Raw genomic sequence first — 16,626 nt, 5'->3', positions numbered from 1 at the left:
CCCCCCCCTAACTTAACACCCCACCGCCCCCACAGCAAATGGGGCTCCGGCGGGGCCCCGGGGACTTCATTAACACCCCACCACCCCCCGAACCCGCCCCCCCCCCCCCCCCCCCCCCCCCCCCCCCCCACCCCCCCCCCCCCCCCCCCCCCCCCCCCCCCCATTTGGCGCAACCAGAGCCACCCCACCCGCAAACGCGACCGGGGGGGGGGCTCGGCTCTACAGAGATCCTTCAATCGTGCTCGAACCGCAATGGCTCGCTGCCCATCGCCGGGTCGCTGGTGCCGGGGCGTCCATCCTCTGCGCGGCCGGCCAGGCGCAGCACGCTTTCACCCGCGCTGAGCTGAAGGTCGTACCAGCCTGCGGTGGACGCTGCTTCCCAGGCCACCGTGGTCTCGGCATGCGCCGGCACCGCCAGCGCCTGCTCGGGCATGTGCCCGGCATAGGCACCTGCCTGCACGCGCACCTGCTGCGTGCTGTCACCCAGGTTGCGCAGGCGCAGCCGCAGCTGACCATCCGCACGCTCGACCGTGGCCTGGACCGCGGATGCCTTGGCGCTGCCCTTGAAGTGGCGGTGGAAGCCGTTCGGGCCGAGCAACCACAGGTCATAGCGGCCCTGGGCGTCCAGCGGCCAGCGCTCGCGCAGCGGCGTACCGGGCAGCAGCGTGTAGCGGCGTGGCACCGCATCCAGCCGGAGCCGGTCGTAGACATGCAGCACAGCCGCTGCGCCTTCGCAGGACAACGTCAGCTCCACGCCCGCAGCGTCGACCGCAGCGATCGATGCCTGCGGCCGGTAGGGCAGGGCACGCGCCGGTCGTACACCGCTTTCCTGTTTCGCCGGTTTCAGTCCCTCGGGCAGCGCCGGCACGGTACGCCGCGGCAGGGCCGCCGCACGTGCCGCCACCGCGCTGACATCGGGCAGGCCGCGCACGAACGGACGGGTATCACGCTGGGCGAAGTCGAACGCGTTGCTCAGATCCCCGCAGACCGCACGGCGCCAAGGCGAGATGTCCGGTGCGGCCACGCCGAAGCGACGTTCGATCAGGCGTATGACCGAGGTGTGGTCGTACACCTGCGAATCGACCCAGCCGCCGCGGCTCCACGGCGAAATCACGTACAGCGGCACACGCGGACCGAGACCATACGGGCGCCCCCGCAGTTCGGCGGCATCGTACTTCTCGTCGCCCGGTGCGGGATGACGGTGATACTCGCCCTCGGTACTGACCGACGAGGCACCTGCCCATCCACCGTTCACCGGTGAGGGAGGGGCCGGTGGCGGCATGTGGTCGAAGAATCCGTCGTTCTCGTCGAACATCAGCAGCAGGGCGGTGCGGCTCCACACTTCCGGATCGGCGGTCAGCGCATCCAGCACGCGCGCCGTATAAGCCGCGCCCTGGGCCGGGCTGGACGGACCGGGATGTTCGCTGCCGGCGGCATCGGCGATGATGAAGCTGACCTGCGGCAGGCGCCCGTCGAGTACGTCCTGGCGCAGCTGTGGCAGGCCACGGGTGCTGACAGCGCGTGCGCGCAGCTGCGGATCATGCCCGGGTGCCGCGCTGTAGGCACGACGGAACGCCTCGAAGCCGGCCAGCGGGTTGTCGGTGAAGTTGTCGGCCATGTCCTGGTAGATCTGCCAGGACACGCCGGCGTTCTGCAGGCGCTCGACATAGCTGGTCCAGCGGTACGACGCCGGATGCCCGCCGTGTTCGGGGAAGTTGTCATGCGAGTTGGCGATCACCGGGCCACCGGCACGGGCCTCTGCATCGTTGTGGCCGGTCCACAGGAACACCCGGTTCGGGTTGGTGCCGGCCTGCATGGCGCAGTGGTACGCATCGCAGATCGTGAAGGCATCGGCCAGCGCGAACTGGAACGGCAGGTCGCTGCGCTGGAAGTAGCCCATCGAGTGGTTCTGCTTGGCCTTCGGCCATTGCCCCATGCGGCCGTGGTCCCAGGCGCGCTGCGCATCGGGCCAGGTATGCGGCGTGCCTTCCACGCGCATGTAGCCGAAGTGCGCGGCGGTATCCAGCGGGAACGGCGCGATCGCTCGCTCGCCGCTGGCATCGGGCTGCAGCCACAGGCTGCGGGTGCGGCCACCTGCTTGCAGCGCGGCGGCCGGGGCGACGAACCGATCACCGAAGCCACGTACGCCTGGCAGCGTGCCGAAGTAGTGGTCGAACGAACGGTTCTCCTGCATGAACACCACGATGTGCTGCAGGTCTTCCAGGCTGCGCGTCTGCGCGGCAGGGGCGATCGCTGCGGCCCGGGCGATGCTGGGCAGCAGCGGAGAAAGGCCGGCGGCAACGCCGGCCTGCAACAACCGGCGTCGGCCGATATCGGTCACGGGCTCACTCACAGGTCCACGCGGAAGGAGATGCCGACGGTGCGCGGAGCGCCGATGAAGGCGTTGTCGCGGCCGTCCACCCCTGCAAGATACCGCTTATCGGTGAGGTTGCTCACCACCAGGTTGGCACCCATGCCCTTCAGGCGCGGCGACAGGCCCTGCAGGTCGAAGCCGATGTTGGCGTTGAACACCGTGGCCGACGGCAGCTTGTTGACGTTGGCGGCATCGAGGTAGCGCGTGCCCAGGTAGCGGCCGGAGAGGCCGACGTTCCAGTTGGCGCCCTGCCAGTCGGCCGACAGCACCAGGGTGTTCTCCGGCTGGCCGATCACCTTGGCGCCGTCGACGATGCCCAGCTGGGTATCGCGGGCGGCATTGCCACTGCCCAGGTATTTGGAGCGGTTGTAGGTGTAGGCCGCGTTGATCCGCCAGCCATTGTCCCAACCATAGCCGAACGCCGCTTCCAGGCCGTTGCTTTCCACGCCACCGAAGTTCTCATAGACGCCGTCGGTCTCGCCCAGGTAGTCGATGCCGCTGACGAAGCCTGCTGGCAGGTAGACGATGCGGTTGTCGAACTTGATGTTGTACAGCGTGACCGAGGCGGTCAGCGGCCAGCGGCTGATGCGCATGCCTACTTCGATGTTGTCGGCGGTTTCGGGCTCGACGTTGCGGAAGCGCTGCGGGTCGGTCTCGCCAAGCACGCCGGACGGAATCGCGGCGAAGTTCTGCGAGAAGCCGGCGAACAGCTCCATGCCTTCCACGCCCGGCGCCCAGGTGAAGCCGGTGGAGAGCAGCGGATCGGACTTGGAATCGGAGGTGACGTGCTCGCTGGCACCGATCACGCGTCGGCGCGACTGGTCGACGAAGAACTGCTTCACGCCCAGGCGCGCGCTGAACGGACCGAAGCGGGCCACGTCCTCGATGTAGTACATCTGCTCGTCAACCTTGTACTTGTCTTCGAACTGCACCCAGTACGGCTGGTGGTCGAAGTCGATGCTCTGGCCGACATTGAGAAGGCGATGCCAGTCGCGGCGCGCCGAACGGTCCAGCTTCTCCACCCACAGGCCGCCACGGATCGTGTTGTCGACCGCGCCGAAGGTCTGTCGCCACTCGACGTCGGCGGTCACGCCCATGCGGTCGTTGTCGTAGTGGGTATGGCGATACGACTGCGCGCCCAGCACGTTGCCGGCGTAGCAGTTCGGATCATATTCGGCGCTGAAGCCCAGCCGTGGGGTGCAGCTGGCCAGGCGCTGTGCGGCGCTGCCGTCGGGATTGACGAAGAAGATCTGGCCACGGTTGCTGCCGCCGTACACGGTCTTTCCACCGATGTACTCCGATTCGGGGCGGCCGGCACCGTCATCGCTGACCTGTGCCAGGTAAGGTGGCAGCCAGTCGCCACGGCCCTGCATCCGGTGCCCGTAGGCGGCCATCGAGGCCTTGAATCCATTGCCGCCATCGAACGCCGCGCGCAGGTAGCCGAAGGTGTTCTCGCGCAGCGCACGCGAACCGGAGCGGTAGTTCTGGTCCAGGTACGGGATGCCGGTGAGGGTGCCGACCAGGTTGTCGCGCTCCGGGTTGGTGGCGAAGCCCTTCGGCGAAACGCTGGTGTACTCCGGTTCGTCGGCATCGTTGTAGGACAGGTAGCCGGTCAGCGTCCAACGGTCCAGTTCGGTGATGAACTTGCCGGCGATGTGGTCGTTGCTGGCGTGCCCGGTGCCGTCGATCCAGTCGTGCACCTTCGACGAGGAGGCGCTGACCCAGGCGCGGCTGTGGCCGCCGAGCAGGCCGGTGTCGTAGCGCACGTAGTACTTGCGCGCATCGTTGTCACCGGCGCCGACCACGAAGCGCAGGCGGCTGTCCTGCAGCGGGTCGCTGGTGAGGAAGTTGAGCGTGCCGCCCAGCGCCTCGTTCGAGCGTGAGGAGATGTCGGCGGTGCCCTGGCTGACTTCCACCGTCTCCAGGTCGAGGGTGTCGATGTAGCGGTTGGCCAGCGAGCCGCCGCCGTAGCCCGAACCGCCGTTGGGCAGGCCGTCGATGGTGGTGCCGATCTGCTGCGTATCGCGGTTGGTGACGAAGCCACGCATGCTGATCTGCGTGCCCCACACCGACGAGCCGGTGGCATCGGCCTCGCTGACCACCACGCCGGGTACTTCGTTGAGCGCATCGTTGACGCTGCTCATCACCGTCTGCCGGTTCAGCGTTTCCGCGCGTACCGAGGTCTTGGCGTAGCTGGTGGCCTGGCCGATCACCTGCACCTGGTCCAGGGTACGGGCATCCGTGCTGCGCGCCTCGGCCGCGTCGCCCTGCGGTGCTTCGGCCAGGGCGTCCAGTGCAGGGGCGATCAGCAGGGCAAGCAGCGAAACACGGGGAAAGCGCGCAATCGTTCGCATCGAAACCGGACCTTCAGCAGAGGGAAGCCCCGGAGTGTCGGCAGCGCCAATGACATCGGCATGACGTGGCCGCGCAACTACGATGGCACTGTGGGGCCGGTCACGACCTTCGGGTATGCTCGGCGCTTCAATGGACCTGAGGTGGTGGCGATGCAGATGCGATCGAAGATCTGGCTGAGGGGTGCGGCCCTGGTGCTGCTGGCGGGGTGCAACCGCACGCCGCCAGACGAACAGGTGGCGCGGGCGGCGCCACCGACGGCGGGCGAGACCGCGGTGCCGGCCGTCACGCCAGCGGGATCTTCGGCACCTGCCGAGGGCGCGGGCCTGACCGATCGCGATGGCAAACCAGTACCGCAGGTGCCGTTCGATATCGCCAGCGTGCCATTGAGTGACGCCGTGCTGGGCGAGCTGCCGTTCTTCAGCCTGCCGCAGGGCTACGCGCCACAGAACGCCCCGCACCCACGCGCCTGGGCACGCTTCCCGTTCCGCATGGGCGACGGCGTGCACTGGGTGGAGGGGCCGAGCTGGTCGGCACGCATCGTTGCAGACTCCCAGGGCGCTCCCGACAAAACGTTCTCTGCACTTGAAGTGCAGCGCAATTTCGATGGCGTGATCACCGCCGCCGGTGGCCGCAAGGTATTCGAAGGCACGCTGCTGCGCGACATCTACTACGGCCCGCAGCTGGAAGGCGAGATCGGTGGCGGATTCATCGATGCGGTGAACGGTGAACAGGATGCGCCGACCACGGTCTACGTACTGCGCCAGGCTAACCGCAACGTCTGGGTGCAGCTGGAAGTGGACAGCAACGGCGCCGGCCTGGTGGTGGTGGATGAAGTGCCATTCAAGGCCACCGCACAGTGGCTGGAGACCTTCCCGCACCTGTCGCTGCCCGCCGGCTATCGCGACCGCAACAAGGCCAAACAGCGTGACTTCGATGCCTTCCCGTTCTGGACCGGCGATCATTTCGAGCAGGTCGAGGGCCGCATCTTCGCTGCCGACTTCGACAAGGGCGAGCGTGAGTACTCGATGCATGAAGTACGCCGCAACCTCGAAGCGATGATGGAGCAGGCAAAGGGCACCAAGGTGTTCGAGGGCCGTATTCCGCTCGAGGCCGCCGAGGGCGTTTCGAAGCAGGTGCAGTCGGCCTACAGCGAATCCGCAAGCTACAACTGGAACAACTACGACAGCGTGGTCTACCGCGTGGACCTGGCCGACGGCCGCCAGGTGTGGGTGCACGCGCGGCTGGAATACCTCAGTGCCGGCTGGGTGGTTGCCGAGCGCAAGGGATTCGCCCAGACAGCGGCGCTGCTGCCGGCCGATGCGCTGAAGAAGAAGCTCGACAGTGATGGCCGGGTGGCGATCCAGGTCAACTTTGCCACTGACAAGGCACAGATCCTGCCAACCTCCGAACCGCAGCTGGCGCAGGTGCTGGACCTTCTGCGTGGCGATCCTTCGTTGAAGCTCTCGATTGAAGGCCACACCGACAACAGCGGTGCCGCAGCACACAACCGCACCCTGTCGCAGGACCGTGCGACGTCGGTGGTGGCCGCGCTCACCGCCCAGGGCATCGCGCCCGACCGCCTGCAGGCAGCCGGATTCGGCGCCGACAAACCGTTGGCCGACAACGGCAGCGAGGACGGCAAGGCGCGCAACCGCCGGGTCGAGCTGGTCAAGCGCTGACCCGCGGCGTGCTCAGTACCGCGCGTCCTTGGGTTTCGGGTCGCGCGGCCAGTCCTTGGCCTTGTTGGCGAAGTCCGGACGCGGCTGGTTGATGAAGTAGCTGGCGATGTCCACCGCATCCTGGTCGGGCATCACCTGCTGCCCGAGCGGGGGCTCGCGGGTCACTGCCGGTGGCATGTTGTGCTTGACGAAACCGGCGGCCTTGTAGAGGCGCGCCATGCCGGCGCCGATGTTGAAGCTGTGGTCGCCCCACAGCGGCGGGAAGGCGGTGTCACCGCTGGCGTCGCGCCGGCCTTCGCCGTTGTCGCCATGACACGCCGCGCACTGCACGGCGTACAGCGCCTGGCCACGGTTCGGGTCCGGGGTCAGCGTGCTGTCGATCGGTCCTTCGCTTGGCGCGGCGACCTTTGCACCGTCTGGTACAGGACTGCTCAGCCACGCCATGTAGTCGAGCATCGCGCGCATCTGCGGCGCGTCCTTCGGCAGCGGCTTGCCGTTCATCGAACGCTGCAGGCAGCCATTGATGCGCTCGGCCAGCCCGATCACCTTGCCCGGGCGAGGCATGTAACGCGGATAGGCACCACCGCCGGTGTTGAAGTAGTGGTTGCCGAACGGTCGCTTGCCTTCGGCCATGTGGCACGAATTGCAGTTCAGATCGTTGCCGACGTTGTCCGGCAGCAGCCGCGCGGTTTCGTTGAGGAGGCGGCGACCGAGCATCACCGATTCGGCATTGCCCAGCCCGGCGATCTCTTCGGCGCTGGGCGCGTGGTAGTGGCCGACCACCTTGCCCTGCGCGTCGAGGATATCGATCGTGCTGGTCACGGCGGCATCCAGGTCCGGGTACAGGTGGCGATAGGCAAGGGTGCCAGCAGCGGCCAGCAGCACCAGGGTGATCGCGCTGCCGATCAGCAGGCGGGAACGTCTGCGCGAACGCTTCATCGTGCGGCCTCCTGCGGAACGTAGTGCACCGGCTTGTCGCGCACCACCCGGCGCATCCGCGCCACGTCGACCTCGCTCACCGCGCCGGCCTGGTTGCCCCAGCTGCTGCGGATGAAGGTCAGGATCTGTGCCAGCTGCGCGTTCGGCAGCTGCTCGAAGCCGGGCATGGTGAAGGCCATGCGGTCATGCGGCGTATGCGGCGTGCGGCCGCCGATCAGGGTCACCTGCACCAGCGAACTGGGATCGTCAGCGAACACGATCGAGTTGCCGGCCAGGGCTGGATAGACGCGCGGCATGCCGCGGCCGTCGGCGCGATGGCAGGCCTGGCAGTGCTCGGCGTAGGCGAGCGAACCGGCCACGCGGTAGTCGCCGCTGCGCAGTGCGGCGGTGGTCGTATCGGTGCCGGGCGACCACTGCGCGCTACGCCCTTCGCGGGCGGGCAGCTGCTTGAGGTAGCGTGCCATCGCCAGCAGGTCAGCGTCGGACAGGTACTGCGTGCTGTGCTCCACCACATCGGCCATGCCGCCGAAAGCCGCCGAACGATCGGTGCGGCCGGTGCGCAGGAAGTCGACGATCTCGCCTTCGTTCCAGCTGGCCAGGCCGGTCGATTCATTGCGCAGGTTCTTCGCATACCAGCCTTCCAGCACCGAGCCGGACAGGAACTGGCGGCTGCCATCGTCGGCCATGGCCTTTTCCTGGAAGGCCAGGCCGCGTGGCGTATGGCAGGCACCGCAATGGGCCAGGCCTTCAACCAGTTCAGCGCCGCGCTGCTGGCCGGCATCCAGCTTCGGATCCGGGCTGAAGCTGCGTGGGCGCGCGAACAGCAGCTGCCACCAGGCCAATGGCCAGCGCATGTTGGCCGGCCAAGGGATGGTGCTGTCGGCGTTGTCCTGTTTCACCGGCTGCACCGAGCCCATGAAGTAGGCGTACAGCGCCTTGACCTCGGCATCGCTGGCGATCACATACGAGGCGTACGGCATGGCTGGATACAACGGCTGGCCATCGTGGCGGATGCCACGGCGCACCGCGCGTTCGAAGTCGGCGTAATCGTAGGCACCGATGCCGGTCTGCGGATCGGGCGTGATGTTGGTCGAGTAGATCGTGCCCATCGGCGTCTGCATGCCGAGGCCACCGGCGAACGGCTTGCCGCCCGGTGCGGTATGGCAGGCCGCGCAATCGGCGGCGCGCGACAGGTACTGGCCCTGCGCGATCAGCGTCGGGTCGTGGATATCGACCTGCGCCGTCTGCCGCGGCGCAAACCAGTAGGGCGTGGTGCGGGCGATGCCGTAGGCGGCGGCCAGCGAGGCGGCCAAGGCAATGGCGAGCTTGAGCGAGGTGCGCATGGTGGCACTGTGGAGATTCCCTCGCGCGCGTTCATTGATCCGGATCAATGACTGAACGGATACAGCTTGTACACCAAGCTGAATCGTTCCTGCGTTGTCATCAAGCCGTCATCCATGCGCGATAGATGGCCTGCGCCCGCGTCGCTAACCTGCCACGCTGTCGCACCTTTTCCTCGATTGCCCATGAAGCGCCTGCTGCTGTTGTTGCTGGCGTGCGCCGGCCTGTGGCTGGCTGCATGCTCTTCCTCGATCAACGCGTCGTCCACCTCGCTCGCCGATCGGCTGATCGCGCCGGGTGGCGTGTCGACCCTGCTCGATCGCCCGCGCATCGCCGCGGCCATTGCCGAACTGCCCAACCGCCATGGCTTCGCACCGGGTCGCGATGGCGTGCCGATCTTCTGGCGCGTGTTCGACCCGGGTGATTACGGCGCGCGCTACCGCTACCTGCCGCAGCGCCACGAGAACGGCCTGCCGCTGGACACCGGGCTGAGCCTTGCGGTACCGCAGCCGTTCCGTGCGCAGGCGCCGCGCGGCACGGTGGTGCTGCTGCACGGCTGGATGATGAACGGTGATTCGATGTTGCCGTGGTCGCTGCAGCTGGCCGAATCCGGCTACCGCGTGGTCACGCTCGACCTGCGCAATCATGGCGAGTCCGGTGCGGGGCCGTCCGGCTATGGCACCTACGAATCGGACGATGTGGTCGATGTGATCAGCGAACTGCGTGCACGCGGCGAAGTGACCGGCCCGCTGTATCTGTTCGGCGTGTCGTATGGCGCGGCCACGGCGGTGTTCACCGCCGACAAGCTGGGGGACCAGGTGGAAGGCGTGGTGGCGATGGAATCGTTCGCCAACGCCGGCGTGGCCATCCGCACGATGATTCCGCACCTGATGGGGCTGCAGCCGGAAGGCCTGAAGGCGCAGGCGGTGGCCTCCTACGCGCGCTGGCGCTATGGCGGCCAGGACATCAACCAGGTGATCGCCGCCGCCAGCCGCCGCATCGACGTCGATCTGGACCGTGTGGACGTGGCCCGCGCGCTGGCCGATACCCGCGCCTGCGTGCTGTTGCTGCACGGGCAGGGCGACCAGCACATTCCGGTCAGCCAGGGCCGCGAGTTGGCCCTGGCCAACCCGCGCGCGCACTACATCGAGATGCGCGGCGAGGACCACATCACCCTGCCGCTGCGGCTGGACCTGCTGGCCGGCGTGGTCGACGACTGGATGGCGCGCGACGAGCACCACCCGAAGAGCGCCTGTCCGGCCCCGCAGCTGCCAGCCCAGGCCGAGTGGCTCACCCACACCTGAAAAGGGGACGGATGAAAAGGGGACGGAGGGAATTAAGTCGTTTCCCGCACACCTGCGTTGGAAACGACTTAATTCCCTCCGTCCCCTTTTTGTGTCAGGGCAGGCGTTGTGCCAGTGCGCGGGCGGAGGCGGCTACGCCGAGCAGCAGGGCGGCCACGCACAGGAAGGCGAAGCCGAGGCTGGTGGCGTGAGCCAGCGCACCAATGGCTGCCGGGCCGGCGAGGATGCCGGCGTACCCCAGCGTGGTGACCGCGGTGATGGCGATGCTCTCCGGCATCACCCGTTGCTGGCCGGCCATCGAGAACAGCGCCGGCACGATGTTGGCGCAGCCCAGCCCGACCAGCACGTAGCCGGCCAGTGCCACCGGGAACGACGGCACCAGCGTGGCCAGGCTGAAACCGGCCGCTGCGGTGATGCCGCCGATGACGATCGTGCGGGTACGGCCGAGGCGCTCGACGATGCCATCGCCGAACAAACGCATCGCGGTCATTGCCAGGGTGAACACCGCAAAGCCAGCCCCGGCCTGGTCGCGCGGCACCTGTCGCACTTCGGCCAGGAACACCGCGCTCCAGTCCAGCATCGAGCCTTCGCCGAGGAACACCACGAAGGCCAGCACGCCGATGAACAGCACCACGCCATGCGGCAACGCCAGCAACGGCCCCTCATGCAGGATCCGTTGCGGGCGCCAGTGCGGCGCCGAGAGCGCCGCCACCAGCAGCAGTGCCGTCACCGAAGCCAGCGCGGCCATCCACAACGGTGTTCCAAGCACCAGCAGGCCGGTCATGCAGCCGGCGCCGACGAAGCCGCCGATGCTGTAGAAGGCATGGAAGCCCGACATCATCGGCCGCCCGGCGTCGCGTTCGACGGCCACTGCCTGCATGTTCATCGCGCAGTCCAAGGCGCCGACGCCTGCACCGAACACGAACAGTGCCGCCCCCAGTGCCAGTGGCGTCGGTGCCAGTACCAGCAGGGGCAGGGCGCACAGCATCATCGCGCAGGTGATCACCATTACCCGGCGGCAGCCCAGCCGCCCCGTCAATGCGCCCGCCAGCGGCATCGCCAGCAGCGAGCCGAGGCCGAGGCACAGCAGCACGGCACCGAGGCTGGCATCGGACAGCCCGGCCTTGGCTTTGGCGTAAGGCACCATCGGTGCCCATGCAGCGGTGGCGAATCCGGGAATGAAGAAGGCAGCACGGGTGGCGTGCTGCTGGGCACGTGGGGATGAAGGCGTCATGCGCGGCGCGAAGCTCCAGGGAATCGCCATGAAAACGGTTCCAGTCGGGTTCGGCAAGTGCCATGCATGACATCGGACGACGCATACGATTGCAGTGACCCGATTGCGTCACCAGTGATTAACGCCATGCACGGACAGTGGCTGCACGGTTGGCATCCCGCCGGCCGCTGCCGGAGACCTGTTCATGAGCACGACACCGACCATCCTCCTCGTCCATGGATTCTGGGGCGGGGCCGCACATTGGGCCAAGGTGATCCTGGAACTGCATCGCAATGGCCACGACCGCGTGCAGGCGGTGGAACTGCCACTCACATCGTTGGCTGACGACGCAGGGCGCACCCGGGAAATGATCCGTCAGATCGATGGACCGGTGCTGCTGGTCGGCCACTCCTACGGCGGCGCAGTGATCAGCGAGGCCGGCAACGAGGCCAATGTGAAGGGCCTGGTCTACATCGCCGCCTTTGCTCCCGATGCAGGCGAGAGCCCCGGCGGCATCACCCAGCAGCATCTTCCGGAAGCGGCGCCGAACCTCGCCCCGGACAGCGACGGCTACCTGTGGCTGCGTGCCGACAAGTTCCATGAGAGCTTCTGCCAGGACCTGAGCGACGACGAAGGCCGGGTGATGGCGGTGACCCAGAAGGCGCCGCTGGCCAGCACCTTCGGCGATACGGTGAGCGACCCTGCATGGAAGCACAAGCCAAGCTGGTACCAGCTCTCCCGCCATGACCGCATGATCGCACCGGAAAACCAGAAGGCCATGGCCGGACGGATGCAGCCCAAGCGCCTGCTGGAGCTGGATGCCAGCCATGCCTCGCTGGCATCGAAGCCCAGGGAGGTCACCGCGTTGATCCTGGAGGCCTGCGCCGCCATCGGCGGTTGAGCCCCAGCAGCACAGCACGACGGCACGCTGCACGACAGCCGGGGCGCAGGGGAGTACACTCCTGCGCCTGCGGCTGTCCGGCCGCGTTCCCATCCTGCCTCCAGCCGCCGCCAGAGGATCCCACCCGATCGTGGAGGTCCTGTCGTGCTGTACGTGCCCGTTGTCCGTCTTCCGTCCTCATTGCCGCGTCGCCGCCTGCTGCCGCAGGTGCTCGCGCAGAGCCTTCTGATTGCATTGTTGGGCAGCAAGCGCAATGGCTGCCGCGCAGTCCGCGACCGAACCGGACAAGGATCGCCAGGCACCCGCCTCGCAGACCCTGCAGACGGTGCAGGTCACGGCCAACCAGCTGGGCACCATCACCGAAGGCAGCGGCGCCTATACGCCGGGCACCATCGCCACCGCCACCCGCCTGGTGCTGACGCCGCGGCAGACTCCGCAGACCATCAGCGTGATCACCCGTGCCGAGATGGATGACTTCGGCCTGCACGGCATCGATGACGTGATGCGGGTGACCCCTGGCATCAGCATCGTCACCTACGACAGCGAGCGCACCGAGTACTACGCACGTGGCTTCGCCGTGCAGAACTTCCAGTACGACGGCATCCCGATGTCGCGTGACTCGGCCTACTCGGCGGGCAACACGCTCAGTGATACCGCCATCTATGACCGCATCGAGGTGCTCAAGGGCGCCACCGGTCTGTTGACCGGCATGGGAGATCCCGGCGCGACCATCAACCTGGTGCGCAAGAAGCCGGGCAAGGACTTCGCCGGCAGCGCGACGCTGGGTGTGGGGCGCTGGGATGACTACCGTGCCGAGATCGATGTCGGCGGCCCGTTGACCGCCGATGGACGCGTGCGCGGTCGTGCAGTGGGCGCCTGGCAGGACAAGCATTCCAATCTCGATTACTACCAGCGCACCAGCAAGGTCGGCTACGCGGTGCTGGAAGCCGATCTGGGCGAGCGCACGCTGCTGACCGTGGGTGGCGATGCGATGGACAGCGACCCGAAGGGTTCGACCTGGGGCGGCATTCCGCTGCTGGACAGTGCCGGCAACTTCAATGACATGCCGCGTTCGTTCAACAACGGCACCCGCTGGAGTGGCTGGCGCCAGTATGTTCGCACCGGCTTTGCCACGCTCGAGCACACCTTCGCCAACGACTGGGTGGCCAAGCTGCAGCTCAACCACCAGGTCAACGGCTATGACGCGGCGCTGGCGGGTGCGGCCGGTGGCAATCCCGATCCGGTCACCGGCGAAGGCGTGTCGTTGTGGCTGGGCAAGTACGTTGGCAAGACTGTCAGCAACGCGGCCGACTTCTACCTGAGCGGTCATTTCGGCCTGTTCGGCCGCGAGCATGAGCTGGTGGTCGGTGGCAGCGCCTCGCGCAAGCGCTGGACCAATACCGGTTACGCGCCGCAGCCCGGCTATCCGACCGAGGTGTCCGATTACCGCGCATGGCAGGGCGACATTGCGGAGCCGCAATGGCAGCGCAGCTACGACAACAATGAAGTGACGCGCGAGAATGGCGTCTATGTGGTCGGTCGTTTCGACGTGGCCGATCCACTGAAGGTGATCGTGGGTAGCCGCCTGGCCAGCTACCGCTCGCCGGGCACGCACGAGACCGGCGTGTTCGTGCCATATGCCGGTGTGGTCTATGACCTTGGCGAGCACTACTCGGTGTATGCCAGTTACAGCACCATCTTCAAGCCGCACAGCGAACGCGACGAGCAGGGCAAGGCGCTGGATCCGCTGGAAGGCCGCAGCCATGAGGTGGGCCTGAAGGCCGAGTTCCTCGATGGGCGCTTCAACGCCAGTGCGGCGCTGTTCCAGCTCGACCAGGACAACTTCGCCCAGCCCACCGGCGGCAAGACACCGGACGGGCAGGATGCCTATCGCGCCCTGATGGGCGTGCGTACCAAGGGCTACGAGCTTGAGATGTCGGGCCAGCTGGCCGAGGGCTGGCAGGTGCAGGGTGGCTTCTCGCACAAGATCGCCCGCCAGGCCGGTGCCAAGGTCACCACGCTGGAGCCGGAAAACCAGTTCAGCCTGCACACCAGCTATCGCCTGCGTGGCGACTGGAAGGGCCTGACGCTGGGCGGTGGCGCGCGCTGGCAGGATTCCACGTTCGGCGAGATCAGCAACCCGGCCACCGGTGCGCAGGTCGTGCATCGCACCCAGCCGTACTGGCTGCTCGATGCGATGGCGCGCTATGAATTCAACGATCGCCTGTCGGCCACGCTCAACGTCAACAACCTGCTGGACAAGCGGTATTACACGATCTTCAGCTGGTACAGCACCTATACCTGGGGCGAGCCGCGCAATGTGCGGTTGAGCTTGAATTACAGGTTCTGACACCGGTCCTGTAGAGCCGAGCCCACGCTCGGCTGGCTGCCAACCGCAGCCGAGCATGGGCTCGGCTCTACAAAGACGCCCGCGATGCGTGATGGCATCGCGGGCGCTGTCGTTACAGCGGCAGGTCGAACACCAGCACTTCGGCGTCGTTGCCGTTCTCCAGGGTCAGCTGCGCTTCGTCGCTGACCTGCAGCGCATCACCGGCTTCCAGGGTGATGCCGTTCACCTGCAGCTGGCCACGCGCCACCTGCACGTACGCGCCACGACCGTTGCCGAGAGCGTGGTGCAGCTTCTGGCCGCCATCGAGAATGGTGGCGAAGATGCGGGCATCCTGGTGGATGCGCAGCGAACCGTCGGCACCGTCCGGCGAAGCGATCAGGCGCAGCTGGCCGCGCTTGCTGTCCGGCGTGAAGTGGGTCTCCTCGTAGGACGGCGCGATGTTCTCCGCATCCGGGAAGATCCAGATCTGCAGGAAGTGAACGGTCTCGTCGGCCGAGTGGTTGAACTCGCTGTGGGTGACGCCGCTGCCGGCGCTCATGCGCTGCACGTCGCCGTAGCGCAGCACCGAACCGGTGCCCATCGAGTCCTTGTGTTCCAGCGCACCGCCCAGCACGTAGGAGATGATCTCCATGTTGCTGTGGCCGTGGGTGCCGAAGCCCTGTCCGCCGATCACCTTGTCTTCGTTGATCACCCGCAGCGGGCCGAAGCTGACGTAGCGGGGGTCGTAGTAGTTGGCAAAGGAGAAGGTATGGCGCGAGGACAGCCAGCCATGCTCGGCCAGGCCACGGGTAGCGCTCTTGCGGATCTGCAGCATGATGGAATCTCCTTGTTCGATGGTTTCGATGGGGCGGGGTGGGTCGGTAGCCGCTGTGTTTCCCCGTTGGAGAGAAGTATCCGCTTGCGCCCAGGGTTTGAAAAACGGATAGTTTTGACAGCCATCATCGAAAAATTCGAATGCTCAAGCTCAGCCTCGATGCCCTGCAGATCCTGGACGCCATCGACCGCCGCGGCTCGTTTGCCGGCGCCGGCAAGGCCCTGCACAAGGTGCCCTCGACCATCTCCTACACCGTGGCCAAGCTGGAGGAGGACCTGGGCGTTCAGCTGTTCGACCGGGTCGGCCCGCGCGCCGAGCCGACCGAGGCCGGCCGCGCGCTGCTGGATGAAGGGCGGCATCTGCTGCGCGCCGCACGCGAGCTGGAACTGCGGGTGCGCCGGGTGGCGTCGGGCTGGGAGACCGAGCTGACCCTGGCGGTGGACTCGGTGTTTCCGACCTGGCTGCTCGGCCCGGACATCGCCGCGTTTCGTGAGGCCGAGGCACCGACCCGGTTGCGGCTGATCGGCGAGGCGCTGTCCGGCACCTGGGAGGCCCTGCTGGACCGCCGGGCCGACCTGCTGGTCGGTGCACCGGGCGAGGGCCCCAGTGGGGGTGGTTACGTGGTCGAGCCGCTGGGCACGGTGGAGTTCGTGTTCGCGGTCGCGCCCGATCATCCGTTGGCTGCAGTGCCGGGTGTGCTGGGTCGCGAGCAGCTGGTCGAGCACTGCGCGATCGCCGTCTCCGATTCGGCGCGACGGCTGCTGCCGCGCACGGTGGGCCTGTTGATGGGGCAGGAGATGCTGACGGTGCCCGACATGGCCAGCAAGCTGAAACTGCAGTGCGAAGGCGTGGGCTTCGGTTTCCTGCCCGAGCCGTGCGCGCGCGCCGCGGTCGCGCGCGGCCAGCTGGTGATCCGTGAGGTGGAGGAGCACAAGCCGGAAGAAACCTTCTGGCTGGCCTGGCGCACCGGTGAGGACGGCGCCGCGTTGCGCTGGTGGCGCGAGCGCCTGCGCAGGCCGGAGCTGCTGTCGCAGTGGTGGCAGGCAATGGCCAGGGGGTAGGGGTTTGGCAGGGCTGCGCCCTGCACCCGCCGAAGCAACAGCTATGGCCGAAGCAAAAGCAACAGCAACAGCAACAGCAACAGCTGGTTTCCTGAGGGATGGCGGGGTGGGGGGGGGGGGGGGGGGGGGGGGGGCCCCCCCCCCCGCGGGGGGGGGGGGGGGGGGGGGGGGGGCGCCCCCCCCCCCCCCCCCCCCCCCCCCCCCCGCACCGGCACTAGTCCCGGACGGGCGGGGGTGGGGCGGGGGGGGGGGGGGGGTGGCGGGGGCCGTCTACATATGACCTCCTCGGCGGGCG

The 16,626-nt window shown here is 67.5% G+C and carries 10 protein-coding genes and 1 pseudogene; 5 read left to right on the top strand and 6 right to left on the bottom strand.

Annotation, left to right across the window (positions count from 1 at the left end; translation table 11 throughout):
* Nucleotides 1-232 precede the first annotated feature (232 nt).
* Nucleotides 233-2,341, bottom strand: a complete 2,109-nt coding sequence (locus QRO91_RS17815) for a phosphocholine-specific phospholipase C (protein ID WP_049428159.1) — start codon at nucleotides 2,339-2,341, stop codon at nucleotides 233-235.
* Nucleotides 2,342-2,349: 8 nt separating this feature from the next.
* Complete coding sequence (locus QRO91_RS17810) at nucleotides 2,350-4,728, bottom strand: TonB-dependent receptor (RefSeq protein ID WP_049428162.1); 2,379 nt, start codon at nucleotides 4,726-4,728, stop codon at nucleotides 2,350-2,352.
* A 60-nt stretch (nucleotides 4,729-4,788) separates the two neighbouring features.
* On the opposite strand from QRO91_RS17810, the gene QRO91_RS17805 reads away from it, so the two are divergent.
* Nucleotides 4,789-6,408 carry an OmpA family protein gene (locus QRO91_RS17805; protein ID WP_238378627.1) on the top strand — a complete coding sequence of 540 codons (1,620 nt, stop codon included), beginning with the start codon at nucleotides 4,789-4,791 and terminating at the stop codon, nucleotides 6,406-6,408.
* A 12-nt stretch (nucleotides 6,409-6,420) separates the two neighbouring features.
* Here QRO91_RS17805 and QRO91_RS17800 read toward each other — a convergent pair whose 3' ends face one another.
* Together QRO91_RS17800 and QRO91_RS17795 are read right to left on the bottom strand one after the other, a co-directional pair.
* Complete coding sequence (locus QRO91_RS17800) at nucleotides 6,421-7,347, bottom strand: c-type cytochrome (RefSeq protein ID WP_197650841.1); 927 nt, start codon at nucleotides 7,345-7,347, stop codon at nucleotides 6,421-6,423.
* On the bottom strand, nucleotides 7,344-8,690 hold the full coding sequence (locus QRO91_RS17795) for a cytochrome c (protein ID WP_049428167.1): 1,347 nt from the start codon (nucleotides 8,688-8,690) through the stop codon (nucleotides 7,344-7,346). The genes QRO91_RS17800 and QRO91_RS17795 overlap by 4 nt, the downstream gene beginning before the upstream one ends.
* A gap of 183 nt (nucleotides 8,691-8,873) precedes the next feature.
* On the opposite strand from QRO91_RS17795, the gene QRO91_RS17790 reads away from it, so the two are divergent.
* The gene (locus QRO91_RS17790) at nucleotides 8,874-9,992 is read left to right on the top strand and encodes an alpha/beta hydrolase (protein WP_197650840.1); all 1,119 of its coding nucleotides are present in this window, start codon (nucleotides 8,874-8,876) and stop codon (nucleotides 9,990-9,992) included.
* Between the two features lie 94 nt (nucleotides 9,993-10,086).
* Here the strand turns inward: QRO91_RS17790 and QRO91_RS17785 are convergent, their stop codons facing one another.
* The gene (locus tag QRO91_RS17785; RefSeq protein ID WP_049428188.1) at nucleotides 10,087-11,226 is read right to left on the bottom strand and encodes an MFS transporter; all 1,140 of its coding nucleotides are present in this window, start codon (nucleotides 11,224-11,226) and stop codon (nucleotides 10,087-10,089) included.
* Between the two features lie 184 nt (nucleotides 11,227-11,410).
* Here QRO91_RS17785 and QRO91_RS17780 point away from each other — a divergent pair, with 184 nt between their 5' ends.
* Both QRO91_RS17780 and QRO91_RS17775 read left to right on the top strand, forming a co-directional pair.
* Nucleotides 11,411-12,106, top strand: a complete 696-nt coding sequence (locus QRO91_RS17780; protein WP_049428171.1) for an alpha/beta hydrolase — start codon at nucleotides 11,411-11,413, stop codon at nucleotides 12,104-12,106.
* Nucleotides 12,107-12,250: 144 nt separating this feature from the next.
* A pseudogene (locus QRO91_RS17775) lies at nucleotides 12,251-14,456 on the top strand (TonB-dependent siderophore receptor).
* A gap of 112 nt (nucleotides 14,457-14,568) precedes the next feature.
* Here QRO91_RS17775 and QRO91_RS17770 read toward each other — a convergent pair.
* Entirely contained in the window at nucleotides 14,569-15,270 is a 702-nt protein-coding gene (locus tag QRO91_RS17770) for a pirin family protein (protein WP_049428172.1), read from the bottom strand.
* Nucleotides 15,271-15,410: 140 nt separating this feature from the next.
* Here QRO91_RS17770 and QRO91_RS17765 point away from each other — a divergent pair, with 140 nt between their 5' ends.
* Nucleotides 15,411-16,331 (top strand): LysR family transcriptional regulator, encoded by a 921-nt coding sequence (locus tag QRO91_RS17765; RefSeq protein WP_100443621.1) that lies wholly within the window; start codon nucleotides 15,411-15,413, stop codon nucleotides 16,329-16,331.
* Nucleotides 16,332-16,626: the final 295 nt, after the last annotated feature.

This window comes from Stenotrophomonas maltophilia group sp. Smal32 (assembly GCF_030237085.1).
GTDB classification, from domain to species: Bacteria; Pseudomonadota; Gammaproteobacteria; order Xanthomonadales; family Xanthomonadaceae; genus Stenotrophomonas; species Stenotrophomonas maltophilia_Q.
The sequence above is the reverse complement of the archived record's forward strand: the minus strand, read 5'-3'. Positions and strand labels throughout refer to the sequence as shown.

Bases quoted from the DNA above. Each gene is read 5' to 3' on its own strand.
- QRO91_RS17810 (WP_049428162.1), bottom strand. From the start codon at position 4,728: ATGCGAACGATTGCGCGCTTTCCCCGTGTTTCGCTGCTTGCCCTGCTG.
- QRO91_RS17805 (WP_238378627.1), top strand. From the start codon at position 4,789: ATGACGTGGCCGCGCAACTACGATGGCACTGTGGGGCCGGTCACGACC.
- QRO91_RS17800 (WP_197650841.1), bottom strand. From the start codon at position 7,347: ATGAAGCGTTCGCGCAGACGTTCCCGCCTGCTGATCGGCAGCGCGATC.
- QRO91_RS17795 (WP_049428167.1), bottom strand. From the start codon at position 8,690: ATGCGCACCTCGCTCAAGCTCGCCATTGCCTTGGCCGCCTCGCTGGCC.
- QRO91_RS17790 (WP_197650840.1), top strand. From the start codon at position 8,874: ATGAAGCGCCTGCTGCTGTTGTTGCTGGCGTGCGCCGGCCTGTGGCTG.
- QRO91_RS17785 (WP_049428188.1), bottom strand. From the start codon at position 11,226: ATGACGCCTTCATCCCCACGTGCCCAGCAGCACGCCACCCGTGCTGCC.
- QRO91_RS17780 (WP_049428171.1), top strand. From the start codon at position 11,411: ATGAGCACGACACCGACCATCCTCCTCGTCCATGGATTCTGGGGCGGG.
- QRO91_RS17770 (WP_049428172.1), bottom strand. From the start codon at position 15,270: ATGCTGCAGATCCGCAAGAGCGCTACCCGTGGCCTGGCCGAGCATGGC.
- QRO91_RS17765 (WP_100443621.1), top strand. From the start codon at position 15,411: ATGCTCAAGCTCAGCCTCGATGCCCTGCAGATCCTGGACGCCATCGAC.